Below are 19,718 nucleotides of genomic sequence, written 5' to 3' on the forward strand. Positions count from 1 at the left end.
AAATTCAACTACTGATTCGCATAATTTATAAATACGGGAGAAAAATAATAATCCCGATAATTGCCGCCGCAACAGCGCACACCAGCACTGCTCCGGCGGCAATGTCTTTTACCTGCCCTGCAATGGGGTGACGCTCGGGAGAAACCAGATCCACCAATTTCTCAATGGCTGTATTGAACAGTTCTGCGGCTATTACCACGCCAATACATAAGATAATGACTATCCATTCCGTACGTGTTATGCCAAAGAAAAAACCGATAGCTATCACCACTGCTGTAGTAATGAGATGAAAACTTAAGTTCTGTTCTTTCCCTACACATTGCTGGATACCTTTCCAGGCATATCCGAAACTGTGGATCTGTTTTTTAAAACTATATTTCATAAGTAATTTCATTCATCATTCTTCATTCATTTTTCTTCTCAGTTTCTTGAAACTTGTTTCACTCCCTTCACCGTCCTCAGCTTCTTGAGCAGTGTCTCCAGTCGTCCGGTATCACCTACCATAATCGTCATCGTTCCGGAGAATAAGCCATCATGGGAGTCAATGCCAATAGAGCGCAATGAGATATCATTTTCTTTGGATATGATCGAAGTGATATTTGTAACAATGCCTATATCATCATGTCCCACAACGCGCAGCGTAATCGGATACTGCGTACCTTGCGATTTACCGGCCCAGCGCGCTTTTACAATCCGGTATCCGAATCGTTCACGTAACTGTGTGGCGTTAGGGCAGTCACTACGATGTATCTTGATGCCGCCGGTCACACTAACAAAACCGAAAACATCATCTCCATAAATCGGACTACAGCAGCGTGCCAGCTTGAAGTCCAGTCCTTTCAGATCCTGATCAATTACCAGTACATCCTCTTTCGAACGGGTGATTTCGTCGTTCTGTGTCTGTTGCAGATTATATCCCTCAGCACTGCGATATGTGATGTCGTCATGCGTATCACTTTCCCTCCTCTGTTGTTCCAGATATTTATCGATGATTTCATTTACATCCAGTGTTTCATCTGCGATGCTTTGATAAAAGTCTGTCACTGTCTTGAAGCCGAGACGTTTGATCAGGCGCATCATTACGGCTTCATCATATTCTATTTTCCGGTTCTTGAATTTACGTTCTATCGTTTCTTTGGCAAAGGCATGCTGGCGGGCAACCATCTCCTTCAATGCCTGGCGTATCTTGGTACGTGCCTTGGAGCTGGTTACAATATTCAACCAATCCTGTTTGGGTGTCTGTGTATTCGATGTCATAATTTCCACCTGATCACCACTATTCAGCACTTGCCGCAATTGGGCATTCTTACCGTTTACTTTTGCACCGATACACTTACATCCTAATTTGCTATGGATGTGGAAGGCAAAATCCAGTACCGTAGCTCCCTTGCCTAACTTAAACAGATCGCCTTTCGGAGTGAATACGAAGACCTCATCCTCGTATAAATCCAGTTTGAACTGGTCCATAGCTTCCAGCCCGTTACTATCCGAGTTTTCTAATGCTTCACGGACAGTGGTCAGCCATTCATCCAATCCCGTTTCTCCTTTTACACCTTTGTAACGCCAGTGAGCGGCGAGCCCCCGTTCGGCGATATCGTCCATGCGTTCGGTACGTATCTGTACTTCCACCCATTTGCCTTCGGGACCCATTACAGTGATGTGTAATGACTCGTAACCGTTGCTTTTGGGTACAGATAGCCAGTCACGCAAGCGCTTCGGGTTAGGTTGGTACATATCTGTTACAATAGAGTATGCTTGCCAGCATTCCTGCTTTTCTTTATCTACAGGCGAATCCAGGATAATGCGGATGGCAAACAAGTCATATACCCCTTCGAACGGACATTTCTGCTTCTTCATCTTCTGATAGATGGAGTGAATGGATTTTGTGCGCCCTTTGATGTGGAAATGCAATCCGGCTTCTTCCAGTTTCTTCTGCATCGGAGCAATGAAGGCGGCAATATACTTGTCACGGGACGCTTTTGTTTCGTTCAGCTTATCCTTGATATGATAGTAAACCTCTTTCTCCGTATATTTCAGCGAAAGGTCTTCCAATTCCGATTTCAGCTTATATAAACCCAGTTTGTGGGCGAGGGGAGCGTACAGGTAGGCCGCTTCATTTGCCACTTGTCGACGGGCTTCGTCATTCTCGCTGTCTTTGATTTGCCGCATGATGTTCACACGGTCGGCAATCATTATCAGGATCACACGCATATCTTCCGCAAAAGAAAGCAACAGGTTGCGGAAGTTTTCCGATTCGATAGTCGGGCTTTTGGAGTAAAGCTCATTGACACGGATAAGCCCGCGGATGATGCCTGCCACGTCTTCACCGAAAGCGGCTTGCACTTCTTCGGGGGTACAAGCTCCGTTTCTCACGCTTTCGTGCAGCATGATGCCCAGAATAGACGCCCGTTTCATTCCGATTTCTTCGGCCACGATAACAGCAGTCTGCATATCTTTAACCAGTGGATTCAGTCCGAAGGTGTCACGCTGAACGCGGTTATCCTTTATAGAGTTGATAAGATGTGTTTTCAGTTTTCTACAGTCACCTTTCTGTAATGTCTCACCGGTCAACTGCAATAATTTTCTGTAGAGAGAGAAGAGCGATTCCTTCTCTTCAGTAGTGAAAAATTCATCTCTTTCCATAATCGTCCATTTTTGTTGGCCAAAGGTAGAATTTTTCTTCTTTTCTATTATAAGGCTTGTGCTTTTTTTGTATTTTTGGCAATCAATTAATAAAAAATAGATAGTATGATAACACCGCAAGACAAAGAGTTGCTTAGGCAAAAAGGTATTTCAGAAGAGCAGATAGCTGAACAGCTGACCTGTTTTGAAAAAGGTTTCCCGTACTTAAAGCTGGCTGCTGCCGCTTCATTGGAAAAAGGTATTCTGGCACCTGCAGCAGAAGAGCAGAAGCTCTATCTCGATGCATGGGATGCATATACGCGGACAGATAAAGTAGTAGTGAAGTTTGTTCCTGCTTCAGGTGCGGCAAGCCGTATGTTCAAGAATTTATTCGAATTTCTCGGGGCTGATTATGATGTGCCCGAAACTAAATTCGAAAAAACATTCTTTGAGCAGATTGAAAAGTTCGCTTTCTATAATGACTTGAATGCCGCCTGTGAGAAAGCATTCGAGAAGAACATTCCCGCATTGATGGCTGAGGGTGATTATAAAGCTGTAGTGGCTGCATTGCTTGAGGCGGCAGGACTGAATTATGGTGCGCTTCCGAAAGGTTTGCTGAAGTTCCACAGATATGAAGATGGAAGCCGAACTCCATTGGAAGAACATCTTGTGGAAGGCGCTCTCTATGCTGCTAACAAGAATGGAAAGGTCAATGTGCATTTTACCGTTTCTCCTGAACATCGCCGCTTATTCGAAGCCTTGGTGGCTGACAAAGCAGCTGTCTATGCCAAGAAATATGGTGTAGATTACAATGTGACTTTCTCTGAGCAGAAGCCTAATACGGACACTATTGCTGCCGATATGGACAATCAGCCTTTCCGTGATAATGGTAAATTGTTGTTCCGTCCGGGTGGTCATGGTGCGCTGATCGAGAATCTGAATGATCTTGATGCAGATATTATCTTTATCAAGAATATCGACAATGTAGTGCCTGATAAACTGAAAGGTGACACCGTGTTGTATAAGAAGCTGATTGCCGGAGTATTGGTGGCGCTGCAACAAAAAGCATTTGCTTATTTGGAACTTTTGGATAGCGGTAGATATACTCACGAGCAAGTGCTCGAAATTCTGCAATTCCTGCAAAAGAAATTATTCTGCAAGAATCCTGAGACCAAGAATCTGGAAGATGCTGAACTCGTACTTTATCTGAAAGAGAAACTGAACCGTCCGATGCGTGTATGCGGTATGGTGAAAAATGTAGGCGAGCCGGGTGGTGGTCCGTTCCTGGCATATAATAGTGACGGTACTATTTCCCTGCAAATTCTTGAAAGTTCTCAAATTGATATGGACGATCCGGAGAAGAAGGAGATGTTCGAAAAGGGTACGCACTTTAATCCTGTAGATCTGGTTTGTGCCGTGCGCGATTATAAGGGCCATAAGTTTGATCTTGTTAATTTCGTAGATAAGGCTACCGGTTTCATCTCTTACAAATCGAAGAACGGTAAAGAACTCAAGGCACTTGAACTTCCAGGATTGTGGAACGGTGCTATGAGTGATTGGAATACGGTGTTTGTAGAAGTTTCTTTGAGTACGTTTAATCCGGTAAAGACGGTGAATGATTTGCTGAGGGAACAACATCAATAAATGATATTTCAATAAAAAGAAAAGTGCCGGACGATTTTTTTCCGGCACTTTTTGTGTAGAAATGTGTTTTTATAGGCTTTATTTGGTCTTCTGTTATAAAAATACTATTTTTGTGGAAAAGAGGAGGTATTATGAAAGTCGACTATCAAACAATGTTAGAATTGATAAAGCAGAATGTACATGAGGTCGATGCTGCGGTTCAGGTGTGGCTGTATGGTTCTCGTGCACGTGGCGAAGCGCACGATGATTCAGATTGGGATATATTGGTTCTTTCTCCGAAAGAAAAATTGACTTTTAAGGAAGAAGAACAATTTATGGATCATATTTGTGATGTGATTGTTAAGACAGGACAAGCAATTCAATTGTTTGCTTATGGTATAAAGGATTGGCATTCGCGTCATTCTATTACTCCATTTTATCAGAATGTTCAATCGGAAGCAGTATTGTTATGAATGAATTTGACGAGAATATGACGGCTTATGTTCGTTATAGATTAGAAAAAGCTCTTCTGTAAAGTCACATTCTGGTGTTATAGGACAATTTTCAGAACAGATTGTACGTCCGGGTATTGTCTCTATTGATGAATTTCGAGTATATGCAAAGTTGTTGAATTGGCGTTCAAAAGGTGACTATAATGATTTATTTGATTTTTCAAAGGAAGATGTAGATTCGATGATGGAACCAACTAAACACTTTATTAATAAAGTGGCCTCTTTAATAGAATTAGAGTGATTTTATTGTTATATAATAGTTAAAAAAGAATGTGCCGGTAAGATCATCTTCACCGGCACATTCTTTATCTACACATTCATCGCATTGGCACTCAGTGCTCCTATAATAGCCGAAGCTATCGCAATCACCACTTTCAGTATTTTATCCCAGATAGACTTTTTCATATTCTTCAGTATAAATGATTCGTAATATTTTAACCCAGTGGATTTTCATCCAGTCCTCCACCGCCGGAACCTCCCTGATTACCGGAAGAGTTTCCACCTGATGAACTTCCATCCTTGTTTACCAATGCCTCCAGATCGTAGAAGTCAATTTTCTGTCCGGCGCGTGTTGCCGTTACGTCCGGTCTGATGGTGGTCGAGGGGCGGAAATTGATTTTCACGGCCTTGATGTTCTTAGCCGTACAATCCTCCTTTTTCTCCACTCCGAGGGTCCGTGCCGACAGGCTGAAAACCCCGAAGTCCTTTATGTTCACCGATTGGCCACCATACAGCTTGTCAATCAGTGCTTCCACAAAGTTGGTAATCACACTTTTAATGTCTCCCAATGTCAGTGAACTTTTCTCCTTCATCACGTACGCCACGTCTTCCAGGTCGGCATTGTCCCCTAACGTCACCAGTTGCGGATAAAACTTTGCCACCGCATCCTCCTTTCGCGGATCTTTCCGCGGAATCTTCTTGAATGGTACTCCCATAATCAATAATTTTTTTAAAGTTTAAAAAACTAAGGTTGTTTAATAATCCTTGGGGAAAAGCTGTCCGAATTCTCTTCTCATGCTTTTCTTTATTTATTCTGCCATCATGGGCTTGCCGGAAGATTTTCGCTCTTTTCTCCTTTGGACACTGCAAATATACCCTGTTCTTTTTCCTTCCACTTTCCGCTTGACGTTATTTGAGTTTGTATGAAAAAAAGAGACTTCCAATGAGAGGTAATACCTCCTTTATTCCTTTCGGATATCGTTGCAAATGAGTACCTTTATACCATGTAAATCACTAAAAAACAAACTTATGAAAGAAGAAAACTTAGATGAGAAAGTCCCTGTCCGCGCTTATACCAAAGCCGACCTTGCCATGCTTTACAATCCCGGTGTATGTATTACTACCGCCCTTCAGCTTCTCCGCCGGTGGATTTACGCTAACAGGCAACTGATGGCGGAACTGAAGGAAGCGGGTTATAACAAGAACCGCCATTCTTACCTGCCCCTTGAAGTAAAACTCATCTTCAAGTATCTGGGAGAGCCTTAGAATATCCGGCAGGGAGTGTGCCTCTCCTTTGTAAAGAAAATGCCAATATATGTGGCGGGTGATAAGAATATATGTAATGCCACATTACAATATATCTAATCACCCGCTACATTATATGCTACCCGGTGGAATCTTCTTCCCGTGGATTCTATCCGAAATCCCTAAAACGGTAATCCCCCCTCGGCTTTATCGCCTTCTTCCGTCTTCCCGTCCTGTCCTTTTTTTCTGAATCCTTTTCTTACTTCATCTTCCGTCAAGTCCACCACCTGATATTCCGTGCTTCCCTGTTCGTTCTTTCTCGTCCTGAATCCGTATTTTTCCAGTGATAGCGCCAAGGTCTGTATGGTTTGCCTGTTCACCTGTATTTTGCCGTAGATCGCTATTTTGGTTAGTATGGCTGCGGCCGGTATCCACTTCACGCATAGATCCTCCGTTTCCGGCTTTCGGAAGTATATGAACAGGTTTTCTTCCACGGGGTCCTTCATCCTGTGCAGCTCATTGTGCCGGTTAAGCTCGTCAATTTCTTCTCCCTCGTACCAATACTGGTATCCTTCCTTCATCAATGCGTAAGCCTGCGCGTATATCCCCTCGTAATTGACCGGTGTTCTATAATCCAGCGTAATGACTGAAGAGGGCAGGAATCTCCTGTTTCCCCCTATGTCCTGCAGGCATTGGCGGCTGTTTGTGCTTGCAATGAACGATGCATGACGCGTGAAGTTATATGCCTGTAAGTCATAGGCCTTTCTCTCGGTGATGCTTTCCTGTGTGATGATCCGCTTGAGACCCGCCAGTTCTTCCATTCTGACGCCTTCGAATTCCTCCATGTTGATGATCAGGTGCGTACTTAGCAGTATCTGGTGATCTGTTTTTTCCGATCCCACCATTCCGTTTCTGTAATACTCTTTCCATTCCGGTGGCAACAGTCTTCGTATCCATGTACTCTTTCCCTTTCCCTGCTCGGAGTATAGTATGATGACCAGATGGTTCACCGTGTCGTCCTGCAATGCTCCTGCCAGCATTCCCACGAACCACCTTCTGAAACTCTTCCTCCAGAATTCCTGGTCTTCAGTCTGCACCGTATCCGCCAGTTCCCCGATGTAGTCTTTCACTCCGTCCCATGGTCTCAGCTTCTCTATGTAGGCTGTGAATGGATTGAACTCCCTTGCATACGATGAATCAATGATTGCCTGCAGATAATTTCTGAAGCATTTGATTCTTGTCAGTTGCAGGTCCAGGAATATTGAATTGTAGCTTCTTGTTCTCATGGGGCGGAACTTTCCTTTCCATTTCTCATCCTTTTCGTTTAGGTTTAGATATTCCAGCCGGTCCAGTATCACGTTTCTTCGTATGTCATAATGCGTCTTCAGGAATTCCAGCAGCTGGTCGATGGTATCTGTTTTCTCTTCCTTCCGCCCGAGTGCTTCGTAGGTCTTGTCCGTGTATACATAAGCATTGTGCAGGGGCGTGGCCATATCAATTCCCTTTTCCTCCGGTCCGAATTTCTCCTGTACCAGTCTGACTACCACCTTTTCGTCCAGTCCTTTGGCATAGCATTTGTTTCCCAGTGCGAATAGGAAGTTGTCCCTGTTTCCGGATTCAAACCTCGATGTCCTCTTCACTGCGAGCACTGCCTTGCCGAACTCCATCCTTTCCCACGGCTCAGCTTCCACTTTGCCGGCCTCCGGCTTTTTATCACCCACCGCCTTATTATCTATCACCTTATCACTTATCACCTTACCACTCATCACTCCATCACTCTTCCTTCTACCGGCTTGCGGCTTTTCCGGCGGAATGATGTCGGTCAGCGCCTCGTCCACCTCTTTCATCAGTTCCTCGTTCAGATACGCCTTCTCATCGAAAGAGGTGAAGAATCCCCTTGAAATGTCTTTTCCGCTTCCGTCTACTTCTACTTCCAACAGCTGCTCGTAGTATTCCTTGCAGGCGTCATACATCATCCTGTGATACTTCTCCAGGGTTGCGAAGTCCATTTTTCCAACAGAGAATATTTCCCTCAGGGTCCGTGCATATTGTGTACGCAGGAATACGAAGACTTTGAATCCATGCCCCTTTGGAGTGAGGAAACTGCCCAATGTATTGGGATCTTTATTTATTTTCTCCCTCAACTCTTCCAGCTTCTCCCCGGGCTGGTCGTCAATGTCCAGTACAATGGTATGGGTGTGCCTTGTAATGCTGTATGCCTGCCTTTTCTCCCTATACCCTGCCGTTACGGTATAGAATGGCAACTGCTTCTTCACATGGTTCGCCTCCTCTATCTTTCCCTGGCTGACGAGCAGCCTGATTTTAAGCACGAGCTTTGCATGCAATCCTTTTGTAATGTCCTCAATCACTTTGCGGAGAGTAATTTCTCCCCTGACGTTGCTGAATCCGCTGTATGCGGTAACCGGAATATTTTCCATTTCTAATTCTTAATTGTTTTAGTCTGCCTTATGGCGTTGCGAAGTAATGGATAATATTTTAAATGTGATTGCGCCTTTTCATGAGGAAAAGGCGCAAAAACCACAATTTTGCAGAAGCGTCCGGTTCTATTTCTGTTTCTTCCTTTTTCCGTCTTCCTTTTGCTCGTTCAGCAGTGCCTTTCTTAGTTTAATGATTTCAGTGTTAAGGCTTTCTACGGATATGAATCCTTTTTCGTTTTTGTCTTTCTCGAAGACTGTACTGCGGTTCAGTAATCTCGCCAGGTGCTTGGTCCCTTTCAGTCCCGCCTCCTTTTTCTGCCCGATAAGTTTCCGTACCCACGGGGTCAGGAACTCTTCCCTTTCCCCGGCTTTGACGATCATTCGCCCGTCAAACGCTTCATTTTCAACTAACAGGATGTTGATCCTGTATTCAGTTCTCTCTACCTGAATGTCATAGCCATCCTTCTTCATGAGTTCAATACTCAGGATTGTGTTTTTTTATCCATAAAACCACAATTTTAAAAGTTAGTAATTTATTGTTAGTTTGAAATACGAAAGCAAAATTAACGCTTATAATGGAAATATCTTCTGTTTTCGTATGGAAAAGTGAATGTTTTCTTTAGGTGTTGTTACACACAGTGATCCGAACAGGGTAGGGGGGATACCCCCTATTATTAATAATATGTGTGTAACAAGGTCTAAAGAAAAAATAGGGAAATACGCGCCTGTGCGCATATATACGCGGGTACATTATTATAAAAGAGAAATCTCCTGTCGGTAGATTGAAAGGAAGATTCTGCAATATGGACGTGATAGGGGAGTGAAGCGGGTGAACAGGGATGGTGTCAATAATGATTGTGTTAAATTGGGGTGTTTTTTAATCGTTCGATTAATGTGCGCAAAGATAGTGCAGAGAAATGAAACAACAAAATATTCTGATAAATAAAAGCTGCTTATTTTTCTTTTAAGTATGATATATTGCTAATCTATAACCAGTTATCCCTGAAATAAAATTGTGTTTTTTCCGCCTGCCTTTTGTTGAAAGAATCTTAGTGCGAATATGCCCCCGGACTATGCACATTAATCGAACGATTAAAAGACGATTATTTCTCTTAATCCATTCGTTTATAGCTTTTTACCTGCCATTTATTAAGGTAATGAACAGCTACGGAAAATCAACAGGCAAGAGGAACACGAAACTTGCCGTATCTTACATAAAGTGTTCGCAAGTGATTGAAACTCAAGTATATGCAAGGGTGTCAAAGCCCCGAAGGAACACCCTTTTCTGAACAGGACATAGAATGGAATCGGAAAAAGATACTGAAAAAGAGTCTGAAATCTGGTACGCTATGCGTGCCACCTACCGTCGGGAGCCTGATGCCATGCGTCTTCTTGAAAAGGAGAATCTGGGCTGTTTTGTCCCTATGCAATACAAGGTCAGCTTGAAGAAAGGCAGGAAAGTCCGGGTTCTGGTTCCTGTTGTCCACAACCTGATTTTTGTTCATGCCCGTCCTTCGGATGTAAAACGTGTGAAGTCTCAGGTCAGTTATCTGCAATACATCACCGATACCCGCAGCGGACGGAAGATAATCATCCCGGATAGTGAGATGCAACGCTTCATTGCCGTAGCTGGCACTTATAACGACCATCTCCTGTATTTCCAGCCTGATGAACTGAACCTGTCGAAAGGCACGAAAGTCCGTGTCACCGGCGGTGACTTTGCGGGGCAGGAGGGTCTTTTTCTGAAAGTGAAGGGTGCCCGCGACCGCCGTGTGGTTGTCGAGATACAAGGTGTGATTGCCGTAGCCATGGCCACCATCCATCCGGACCTTATAGAAGTCATAAAATAATCGGCTGTTGATAATCAATGATTGATCGTTGACAGTTGATGAATCATAAATCTGAAATCATAAATTAAAATAATTATGTCTCTTTCTGCAGAAACAGCTGCCCTTCAACGTGCAGCACATGAGCTGATGTATTTGGGTGTTGACGGGAGCCCCATCTATAGCGATGATTTGTCCCGTCGTAACGGTGAAGTCTACCGCCTGACCACTGCCTTGTATGATTCCGGTGCCAAGGGTTCTACCATTGAAGAACAGGCGAATGTTTGTCTCGCTCTTCTGATGGGCTATAGTGCCTCGTTTATTGATCACGGTGAAAAGCAGAAACATATCCAGGAAGTCTTGGATCGTTGCTGGGATATTCTTGATGCTCTTCCTGCTTCGTTGCTGAAACTCCGTTTGCTCACTGCCTGCTATGGTGAAGTGTTTGATGAGCCTTTGGCTGACGAAGGCCGTGCTATCATTGCTTCCTGGGATGTCGCATCGCTTACTACTGAACAACAGGAAGCTATCGAAGAGTTTCAGAGTGTGGTGGATAATCCTTATCCATGGGAGTACATTGACAATTGATAAAATATCTATGAATTTTATTCTGTAAAATATGCTATTCAACTCTTTAGAATTTGTTCTCTTTTTGCCTGTTGTTTTTCTACTTTACTGGTTTGTCTTTAAACGGTTAAAGTGTCAGAATTTATTTTTAGTAGTAGCTAGCTATTTGTTTTATGGTTGGTGGGATTGGCGTTTCCTGCTTCTTATTGCTTTTACAACATTGTGTAGTTATATCAGCGGCCTTCTTATTGTATATTATGAAAGAAAACGCTCTTTGCAGAAATTGATAAGTGCATGCAACATCGTTTTGAATCTTTCAATTTTAGGTGTATTCAAATATTATGATTTTTTCGCAGAGAATTTTGCTAATCTTTTTCATGGTTTAGGTGTTGAAATTGATTGGGTGACTTTGGATATTCTTCTACCTGTTGGTATTAGCTTTTACACTTTTCAAGCATTAAGTTATAGTATTGATGTCTATCAGAAAAAGCTGGAAGCTTGTCGGGATATTATTTCTTTTTTCGCTTTTATAAGTTTTTTTCCTCAGTTAGTTGCTGGTCCCATTGAACGAGCAACGAATTTACTTCCACAATTTTATCGTCCGCGTATTTTTGATTATCCTAATGCAGTGGATGGTTGCCGTCAGATTCTTTGGGGCTTTTTTAAGAAAATGGTAATTGCAGATAATTGTGCAGTATTAGTTAATCAGATTTGGTCGGATTATTCTCATCAAAACGGTTTTATACTGTTTATGGGAGGTCTCTTTTTTACTTTCCAGATATATGGAGACTTTTCCGGCTATTCGGATATTGCTATCGGAACGGCTCGTCTGTTTGGTATAAATCTGATGCGTAATTTTAATTTTCCTTATTTCTCGCGTGATATTGCCGAATTTTGGCGGCGTTGGCATATTTCTCTCACAACTTGGTTTCGTGATTATATTTATATTCCCTTAGGAGGAGTCGTTGTACTAAATTAAAGGCTTTTCGTAATACAATGATTATTTTCTTATTAAGTGGTTTTTGGCATGGTGCTAATTGGACTTTTATTGTCTGGGGAGCTTATCATGCAATACTTTTTCTGCCTTTGATGTTTTTGGGCAATAATAGAAAACATACAAATATGGTGGCTAATGGGCATTTACTGCCTACATTTAAAGAGTGCTTTCAAATGTTGTTTACTTTCTTTTGGGTTATCATTGGCTGGATTATTTTTCGCGCAGAAAATATTTATCAAGCATGGGATTATTTGGAAAGAATGTTCTCTGATTTTTCAGTTAATATCTTCATGTTATCCTCTAAACATCTTTTTTCATTACTATGTATTCTTTTACTGTTGATTGTGGAATGGGTACAACGTGATAAACAGCATGGGCTACAGTTTTCTGCTAATGGAATTTTGAAATATAGAGTTTGTCGATTAAGTATATATTATGTTTTAGTGATGACTATTCTTCTCTTTGCCGGTGAGCAGGAAACATTTATTTACTTTCAGTTTTGAGTTTAAAATGAAACATTTTTTACGTTTAATATTTGTGATGATCTTACTTGTGGGTTTATCACTGGCAATTGGAGAATGTCTTGTTCGCAAAGTTCCTAACCCCTTTAAATATAAACATGAATGGATGCAACAACATGCAAGTGAGGTTGAAACTTTAATTTTGGGAAGTTCGCATGCTTATTTTGGAATTTCCCCCTCTTATATGAAACATTCAGGTTTCAATTTAGCAAATGTGTCACAAAATTTAAAATACGATAGCTTCTTATTAGAACAATATGCTTCTGACTGTAAGAACTTGAAGCAAGTTGTTTTGACCATATCGTATTTTACACTCTTTTCTCCAGGATTTGAAGGGACAAAAAATTGGTGGAATGGAATAAATTATAAGGTATATATGGATTGTCCTTATCATTCTGATTTTTCAAAATATAATTTTGAATTATTTCATTTACCAGTATATGCAGGAAAACTACGAAGTTTTTTTCAATCCCAAAGTGATATTCTCTGCGATTCTTTGGGGTGGGGGAAGAATTATTCGTTACGAAATAAACCTGCCTCATGGGATAGGAGTTTAGCTGAACAAGCAGTACGTCGTCATACAAAACAGAATTGGGATTATCTTGACGAGAATGAGCAATACTTAAATAAAATAGCATTTTATTGTCAGGAACATTCGCTTTCGTTAGTTCTGGTTACTATGCCTGCTTGGCCCACTTATTATGAGAATTTGGATAAGAAGCAATTAAATAAAATGCATGAATGTATTCAGGAACTTCAACATGAATATGGTTTAGTTTATTATGACTATTTGAAAGATTCGCGTTTTGTTGAGGAAGACTTCTATGATTCAGATCACCTTTCTGACGTTGGTGCCCGAAAGTTTACAGAAATTTTTGTAGAAGAGTGCTCTTTTAGATTTTAGTTTAATGAATTTATTCTTAAAAAAATAAGAATATGGACTTGAGTAAAAAAAATGTATGGCAGAAGTGTGATCTACCTAATAGTATTAACTTGTAAAACTGAAAATTATGATTGTAAATGACAAACAAACAGCTATTAAAATTGATAACGGGAGTTTTGTGACTTGTGAAGGAGACATCCATTATTATTTGATTCAAGGAGCACAACGTCACGAAGTCCCTTTAAAAGTTTTGGATGCATTAATTGACAATAAAAAAGTGATTCGCGTTATTAAAAAAGACACTTTGGAAAATATTCCATTAGGGATATCTCTGTCTGATGATACCTGTTTGATAAGAGGTCATGAAACAGCTCCGGTTTACCTTTATTCGAACTATGTGAAAAGTCATATTCGTTCTTCAAATGATTTTAATCTTACAGGATTTAACTGGGGAGCAATAAAGAATATTTGTCAAGAAGGCATAGACAAAATTCGACCTGTAAGAGATTTTATTATTGAAAAGAATAAGGAGGTTTTTATTAATAATGGTGATATACCTTCAGACTTTGCAGATTATACAGACTATGGAATTCGAGAGGATTTTGTATACGAAGGCGATGGAGAGGTAATGAAGCAATGCTCTATTCTGTTACCTGAGGAAAAAGAAGATAAAAAGTATCCTGTACTATATTTATATCATGGACTAGGTGAAAATACAGAATGGCTCGATTTAAATAAGGGGCGTATTAGAAAAATTATGGGATATATGGTATCTAAAAAAATGATACCAGAAATGGTAGTGGTTATTCCGCAAATAATGTCTCCTGACTCTACGTGTGAGGAAAAAAAAGTTTGCGATTTTCATTGTTTTCATAAGCATTTGACACATTTGATGGACTATGTAAATACTACTTATTCAAATGTCGTATCAGTGAAGAAAGAGAATAATGCAATTGCAGGTATTTCTCTTGGAGGAACAACAGCTCTTTATAACGGTTACTTATTTAAAGAGCGTTTTAAGTATGTTGCCGGAATAAGTCCTAATTATGAGCTTTTGACCAGCAAGGAGAGAGGAATATTCAACGGCTGGATAGCCAAACCTGAGGATTTTGTTTTGGGAACAGGCAATGGAGGTTTTGCTTTTATTGGTAATGGTACTGCTGATACAGGAACAGGCTCGCATCCAAGATATTATAGTAATGTTCTTAATGAAAATGGAATCGATAATCTTTTCACGCTTCTTCCAAATGGAGGGCATAATTGGGAGGCCTTTAGAAAACTTTTCTATATATTTATGTCTTATGATTTTTTCCGCAAACGAGTGGATTAGAAAAGATGAAGTTGTCAATAAATCTATCAGATGTCGGAATCACTGAAAAATAAAACAGTTCGTGGCGTAACTTGGAGTTTAATAGATAATATTGCCAATTCTGGAATTACCTTTTTAGTCGGGCTTATTCTTGCCCGTTTATTGACACCTGCAGAATATGGGATAATGGCAATGATTGCAATTTTTATTGCCATATCAACTTCAATTATTGACAGTGGTTTCTCTAATGCTCTGATTCGGAAGAATGCGGTAAAGAAGATTGATTATGACACCGTTTTTTATTTTAATCTGGTAGTAAGTAGTATTTTATATATATTTCTTTATTTAGTTTCTCCTGCTATCAGTTCTTTTTTTAAAGAACCAGTGTTAATCGAAGTAACAAGAGTAATTAGTTGGATACTGATTATAAACGCATTGGGAATAATTCCTCGAACTATTTTTATTATAAACGTAGATTTTAAGGTTCAGACAAAAGCTTCTTTGATATCTTCTCTTGTGAGTGGAATTGTTGGCATAAGTATGGCTTTGTTCGGATTAGGTGTTTGGAGTTTGGTTGGTCAACAGCTTTCTCGGCAATTACTGAATACATTTTTCCTGTGGTTTTATTGTCATTGGCGTCCTGCTTGGGAATTTTCAATTGAGAGTTTCAAAGAAATGTTCGGTTTTGGCTCTAAATTGTTGGTTTCAGGTTTGATAGATACGATTTATAAAAACATTTATTATATAGTAATTGGACGTTTTTATGATCCGGATCAATTAGGGCAATATACGCGGGCAGAACAATTTAAATTAATATTTTCTAGCAATTTAACTGCTGTAGTTCAACGCGTCAGTTATCCGGTTTTGAGTTCTATACAAAGTGAACCTGTACGATTGAGGGAAGCATATCGACGAGTGATAAAATTAACTATGATAGTAACATTTGCTTGTATGTTGGGATTAGCGGCAATAGCTAAACCTTTAATAATCCTGTTGATTGGTGAGAAATGGTTGCCTGCAGTTCCTTTTCTTCAGATTATCTGTTTTTCTGGTATGCTTTATCCGTTACATGCTATTAATTTAAATATTCTTCAGGTGAAGGGGCGCTCAGATTTATATCTGAAATTAGAGATTATAAAAAAGATAATAGCGGTTATTACTATTTTTGTCGGGATTTTCTGGGGTATTGAATGTATGCTTTGGGGAGGAGTTTTTGTCTCATTTATTTCCTTTTTTTTGAATAGTTATTATTCGGCAGATTTGATTGATTATTCTACCAAAAATCAGATTAGTGATATATTTCCTTTTTTAATTATTTCTTTGATTGTATCTTTTTGTATTTGGCTGGTTTCATTTACGGAATGGTCATATATAATAATCTTGATAATTCAAATCATTGTTGGTATAGGGCTATATTGGTTTATCTCAGAGAAACTACCTATACAAGAATATCAAGAAGTGCGTCAGTTAGTGTTTTCTTTATTCAGAAAAAAATAGTACAATGGTAATTCGTTCTTTATTAACCATTCAGGGTACTTTGCATTCGCTGGATGAAATACGTCTTTGGATTGAGAATCGTAATCGTTCAATCCATGTCTCAATCTCTCCTGTTCCTTTTTCTTCCCTGGAACACTGGTCTCAGGATGAAGATGGTACTTTAAGACATAATTCCGGTCGCTTTTTTTCGATTGAAGGGATTCGTGTAGAGACAGACTATGGCTCCCTTTCCAGTTGGACGCAGCCTATAATCAACCAACCGGAAGTAGGCTATCTGGGGATTTTGACCAAGGAATTTGATGGTGTCCTTTATTTTTTGATGCAAGCAAAGATCGAACCCGGGAATGTAAATTGCGTGCAGATTTCTCCTACCTTGCAGGCAACTAAGAGTAATTATAGTCAGATTCATAAAGGGAAACAACCCCTATACCTTAATTATTTTGTGAATGCGAGCCCTGACCAGATAATTCTTGACCAACTTCAATCCGAACAGGGAGCAAGGTTTCTTCGTAAGAGAAACCGCAATATTATAATAAAAGTGGAGGAGGATGTTGAGGAGCATGATGATTTCCGCTGGATGACACTCGGTCAGATAAAAGAGTTGATGCGTTATGATAATATGGTCAATATGGATACCCGTACCGTTCTTTCCGGTTTAAAAATCAGCGACTATTTATCTCTTGCAGATGATACGAGTCGTTTGTCGGTTTTTGGTAGGGATTTGCTTCTTTCTTCCGTAACGAATCACTGTCATTCTACGATATCCGAGCATCTTTCCTGGCTGTCTTCTTTAAAGTCCCGGTATGATTTGAAGGTACATCCTTTTCCTCTCCGGAAAATGACAGATTGGCGGGTATTGCCCGGTGAAATATCCCGTGAGGATGGAAAATATTTTAAAGTGGTTGGTGTGAAAGTTAGCATATCTAACCGTGAGGTCTCTTCGTGGTGCCAGCCGTTGATTCAGCCGATGCAGCAAGGCATATGTGCTTTTATCATCAAAAAGATAAATGGAGTTTATCATTTTATGGTGCAGGCAAAACTTGAATGCGGTAACTTTGATGTTATGGAATTGGCTCCTACAGTGCAATGTCTGACAGGTAATATTCCTTCTTCGCGGAGCGCCCGTCCGCCTTTCCTTGACCTTGTGCTTGAGTCTTCCGGATCTCAGGTGCTTTACGATACTTTACAATCGGAAGAAGGAGGCCGCTTCTATCATGAGCAAAACCGTAACATGCTTGTTGAGGTGGATGATTCTTTTCCCCTCGAACTCCCTGAACGTTATCGCTGGATGACTTTAGGACAAATCTATCAGTTCTTGCGTTTCAATAATTATCTGAACATTCAGTCCCGCAGTTTGATAGCGGCTCTAAATTATTTATCTTAAATACCGAATGATTAAAAAGTATAAAGTGGGTGTGCTTGGGTGTGCCCATATTGCGATCCGCTCCCTTCTTCCCGCCTTTTCGTCATCTGAACGCTTTGAACTGACTGGCATTGCCAGTCGTGATTTTCACAAAGCCCAACTTGCAGCTGCCCCTTATCATTGTGTTGCTTACGGTAGCTATGAAGAGCTGCTGGATAATGAGGATATCGAATTGGTATATATTCCGCTTCCGACAGGCTTACACTATGAGTGGATCCATAAAGCTTTGGAAAAAGGAAAGCATGTGATGAGTGAGAAATCTCTGTCGTGCACTTATGATGAGGTTCGGGAGCTTGTTGAACTTGCCTGTGATAAACATTTGCTTCTGATCGAGAACTTCCAGTTTCGTTTTCATTCCCAGCATGTTTGGGTAAAAGAACTTTTGGAAAGGCATGAATTGGGTGACCTCCGTTGTTTCCGCTGTTCTTTTGGATTCCCCCCTTTTGAGGATCGGAATAATATCCGCTATTCGAAATCTCTTGGCGGCGGGTCTTTGCTTGATGCGGGAGCTTATACCTTGAAAGCTATGCAGTTTATACTTCCTGATTGTAGTTTTAGTTTGCGTTCCGCTTCTTTATACCAACCTTCTGATATGGAGGTTGAATTGTACGGAGGGGCGTACCTTGACAGTCCCCAAGGTGTCATTGCAGAGCTTGCTTTCGGTTTTGATAATTATTATCAGTGCGGCTATGAAATTTGGGGCAGTCTTGGTAAATTGACTACCACCCGTGCGTTCACCGCTCCTGCTGGTTTTTCTCCGAAAGTAATCTTGGAAAGGCAGGGACGTTGCGAGGAGATTCTCTTACCTGCTGATGATCATTTCTCAAATATGCTGGCGCATATTGCTCACTGTTTGGATACAGGGGAGTTTTCAGGTGAATATATACAGAATTTGAATCAATCCCGGTATATCGGGCAAATAAAAGAATATTGTTATGGCAAATAAAAGTATCTATGTGACGATGCCTACTTTGGCACCGTTGGAAGAAGTTACTCAGCTTATGCAGGGTATTTGGGAGCGTGGTATTATGACGCATAACGGTCCCCTGGTACAACGTTTTGAGAAGGAAGTTGCTGATTATCTTCACTTGCGTAATATTGTTTCAGTGACCAATGGTACTATTGCCATTCATATGGCTATCCGTGCCTTGGGCCTTAAAGGTGAGGTCATTACTACCCCTTTTACTTTCATCGCTACAATCAGCTCCATAATTTGGGAGGGTTGTACGCCTGTCTTTGTTGATATTGATCCTGAGACATTGAATATGGACCCGTCTAAGATTGAGGAAAAGATCACTGAACATACTTGTGCAATTCTTCCCGTACATGTTTTCGGTAATCCCTGCGAAGTCGAGCAAATTGATGCTATAGCTAAGAAACATAACTTGAGAGTGATTTATGATGCTGCGCATGCTGTCGGGGTGAATTATAAAGGCAGGTCAATATTTGAGTACGGTGATATTTCCACTACGAGCTTTCATGCCACAAAGATGTTGAATACGGCTGAGGGAGGTGCCTGCTTTGCCTTGGACGATGAATTGCATGAAAAGTTGAAGCGCTTGCGTTTCTTTGGTTTTGATGATCGTAAGGATGTTGTGGATGATGGTACTAATGGAAAAATGACCGAAGTTCATGCGGCTATCGGCATTGCCAATTTACGTTATCTGTCGTCTGCGCTGGCTGATCGTCAAGAAAAGTATATGCTGTATAAAGAGATACTTTCTCAATGTCCTGAATTGAAGTTTCAGCGTATCAATGAGGCTTGTAACTATAGTTATTTTCCAGTGATATTTCCTTCGGAAGCAACGCTTCTCTCCGTTGAGAAGAAGTTGAATGCTGAAGGCATTTATCCAAGACGCTATTTCTATCCTTCGGTGAATACCTTTACACAGATACTTCCCTATGTAGAAATGCCTGTTTCCGAGGATATTTCGAAAAGAATACTTTGCTTGCCTTTGTACTATGGTTTGGCAAAGGAGGATATTGAAAGAATTGCTAATGAAGTATTATCGTTATTTTTTTAGTGAGGTAGTGCT

Annotated in this window: 17 protein-coding genes and 1 pseudogene; 12 read left to right on the top strand and 6 right to left on the bottom strand. The window is 40.7% G+C overall.

Features of this window, described 5'->3' with window-relative positions; all coding sequences use genetic code 11:
- Nucleotides 1–25: 25 nt before the first annotated feature.
- Entirely contained in the window at nt 26–382 is a 357-nt protein-coding gene (locus BN161_RS15470) for a diacylglycerol kinase family protein (RefSeq protein ID WP_044267899.1), read from the bottom strand.
- Between the two features lie 38 nt (nt 383–420).
- The gene (locus BN161_RS15475) at nt 421–2,643 is read right to left on the bottom strand and encodes a RelA/SpoT family protein (RefSeq protein ID WP_044267813.1); all 2,223 of its coding nucleotides are present in this window, start codon (nt 2,641–2,643) and stop codon (nt 421–423) included.
- A gap of 105 nt (nt 2,644–2,748) precedes the next feature.
- Here BN161_RS15475 and BN161_RS15480 point away from each other — a divergent pair, with 105 nt between their 5' ends.
- Together BN161_RS15480 and BN161_RS15485 are read left to right on the top strand one after the other, a co-directional pair.
- The gene (locus BN161_RS15480) at nt 2,749–4,266 is read left to right on the top strand and encodes a DUF4301 family protein (protein ID WP_044267815.1); all 1,518 of its coding nucleotides are present in this window, start codon (nt 2,749–2,751) and stop codon (nt 4,264–4,266) included.
- Nucleotides 4,267–4,397: 131 nt separating this feature from the next.
- Complete coding sequence (locus BN161_RS15485; protein ID WP_052356306.1) at nt 4,398–4,718, top strand: nucleotidyltransferase domain-containing protein; 321 nt, start codon at nt 4,398–4,400, stop codon at nt 4,716–4,718.
- A 348-nt stretch (nt 4,719–5,066) separates the two neighbouring features.
- Here BN161_RS15485 and BN161_RS29895 read toward each other — a convergent pair whose 3' ends face one another.
- Nucleotides 5,067–5,162, bottom strand: a complete 96-nt coding sequence (locus tag BN161_RS29895; protein ID WP_167332549.1) for a smalltalk protein — start codon at nt 5,160–5,162, stop codon at nt 5,067–5,069.
- Between the two features lie 29 nt (nt 5,163–5,191).
- Nucleotides 5,192–5,692, bottom strand: a complete 501-nt coding sequence (locus BN161_RS15490) for an HU family DNA-binding protein (protein ID WP_044267816.1) — start codon at nt 5,690–5,692, stop codon at nt 5,192–5,194.
- A gap of 313 nt (nt 5,693–6,005) precedes the next feature.
- On the opposite strand from BN161_RS15490, the gene BN161_RS15495 reads away from it, so the two are divergent.
- Nucleotides 6,006–6,242 (top strand): DUF4248 domain-containing protein, encoded by a 237-nt coding sequence (locus BN161_RS15495; RefSeq protein ID WP_007216226.1) that lies wholly within the window; start codon nt 6,006–6,008, stop codon nt 6,240–6,242.
- Nucleotides 6,243–6,403: 161 nt separating this feature from the next.
- Here the strand turns inward: BN161_RS15495 and BN161_RS15500 are convergent, their stop codons facing one another.
- Nucleotides 6,404–8,659 carry a VapE domain-containing protein gene (locus tag BN161_RS15500; RefSeq protein WP_044267820.1) on the bottom strand — a complete coding sequence of 752 codons (2,256 nt, stop codon included), beginning with the start codon at nt 8,657–8,659 and terminating at the stop codon, nt 6,404–6,406.
- 126 nt (nt 8,660–8,785) lie between these two features.
- Nucleotides 8,786–9,130 carry a hypothetical protein gene (locus tag BN161_RS15505; protein ID WP_244436515.1) on the bottom strand — a complete coding sequence of 115 codons (345 nt, stop codon included), beginning with the start codon at nt 9,128–9,130 and terminating at the stop codon, nt 8,786–8,788.
- A gap of 830 nt (nt 9,131–9,960) precedes the next feature.
- Between BN161_RS15505 and BN161_RS15510 the strand changes: the two genes are divergently transcribed.
- From BN161_RS15510 to BN161_RS15550, 9 genes and pseudogenes are all read left to right on the top strand, one after another.
- The gene (locus BN161_RS15510; protein WP_044267824.1) at nt 9,961–10,509 is read left to right on the top strand and encodes a UpxY family transcription antiterminator; all 549 of its coding nucleotides are present in this window, start codon (nt 9,961–9,963) and stop codon (nt 10,507–10,509) included.
- Between the two features lie 75 nt (nt 10,510–10,584).
- Nucleotides 10,585–11,073, top strand: coding sequence for a UpxZ family transcription anti-terminator antagonist (locus BN161_RS15515; RefSeq protein WP_044267826.1), 489 nt, complete (start codon nt 10,585–10,587; stop codon nt 11,071–11,073).
- A gap of 31 nt (nt 11,074–11,104) precedes the next feature.
- Nucleotides 11,105–12,552: pseudogene (locus tag BN161_RS15520) on the top strand (MBOAT family O-acyltransferase).
- A gap of 7 nt (nt 12,553–12,559) precedes the next feature.
- Nucleotides 12,560–13,474 carry a hypothetical protein gene (locus BN161_RS15525; RefSeq protein WP_044267828.1) on the top strand — a complete coding sequence of 305 codons (915 nt, stop codon included), beginning with the start codon at nt 12,560–12,562 and terminating at the stop codon, nt 13,472–13,474.
- A gap of 106 nt (nt 13,475–13,580) precedes the next feature.
- Entirely contained in the window at nt 13,581–14,783 is a 1,203-nt protein-coding gene (locus BN161_RS15530; RefSeq protein ID WP_044267829.1) for an alpha/beta hydrolase, read from the top strand.
- A 30-nt stretch (nt 14,784–14,813) separates the two neighbouring features.
- Nucleotides 14,814–16,259 carry a lipopolysaccharide biosynthesis protein gene (locus tag BN161_RS15535; RefSeq protein WP_044267833.1) on the top strand — a complete coding sequence of 482 codons (1,446 nt, stop codon included), beginning with the start codon at nt 14,814–14,816 and terminating at the stop codon, nt 16,257–16,259.
- Between the two features lie 4 nt (nt 16,260–16,263).
- Nucleotides 16,264–17,643 carry an NDP-hexose 2,3-dehydratase family protein gene (locus tag BN161_RS15540; RefSeq protein ID WP_044267835.1) on the top strand — a complete coding sequence of 460 codons (1,380 nt, stop codon included), beginning with the start codon at nt 16,264–16,266 and terminating at the stop codon, nt 17,641–17,643.
- A 7-nt stretch (nt 17,644–17,650) separates the two neighbouring features.
- Nucleotides 17,651–18,628, top strand: a complete 978-nt coding sequence (locus BN161_RS15545) for a Gfo/Idh/MocA family protein (protein ID WP_044267837.1) — start codon at nt 17,651–17,653, stop codon at nt 18,626–18,628.
- Nucleotides 18,618–19,706 (top strand): DegT/DnrJ/EryC1/StrS family aminotransferase, encoded by a 1,089-nt coding sequence (locus tag BN161_RS15550; RefSeq protein ID WP_044267839.1) that lies wholly within the window; start codon nt 18,618–18,620, stop codon nt 19,704–19,706. Before BN161_RS15545 ends, BN161_RS15550 begins: the two co-directional genes overlap by 11 nt.
- Nucleotides 19,707–19,718 lie beyond the last annotated feature (12 nt).

This window comes from Bacteroides timonensis (genome assembly GCF_000513195.1).
Classification (GTDB): domain Bacteria; phylum Bacteroidota; class Bacteroidia; order Bacteroidales; family Bacteroidaceae; genus Bacteroides; species Bacteroides timonensis.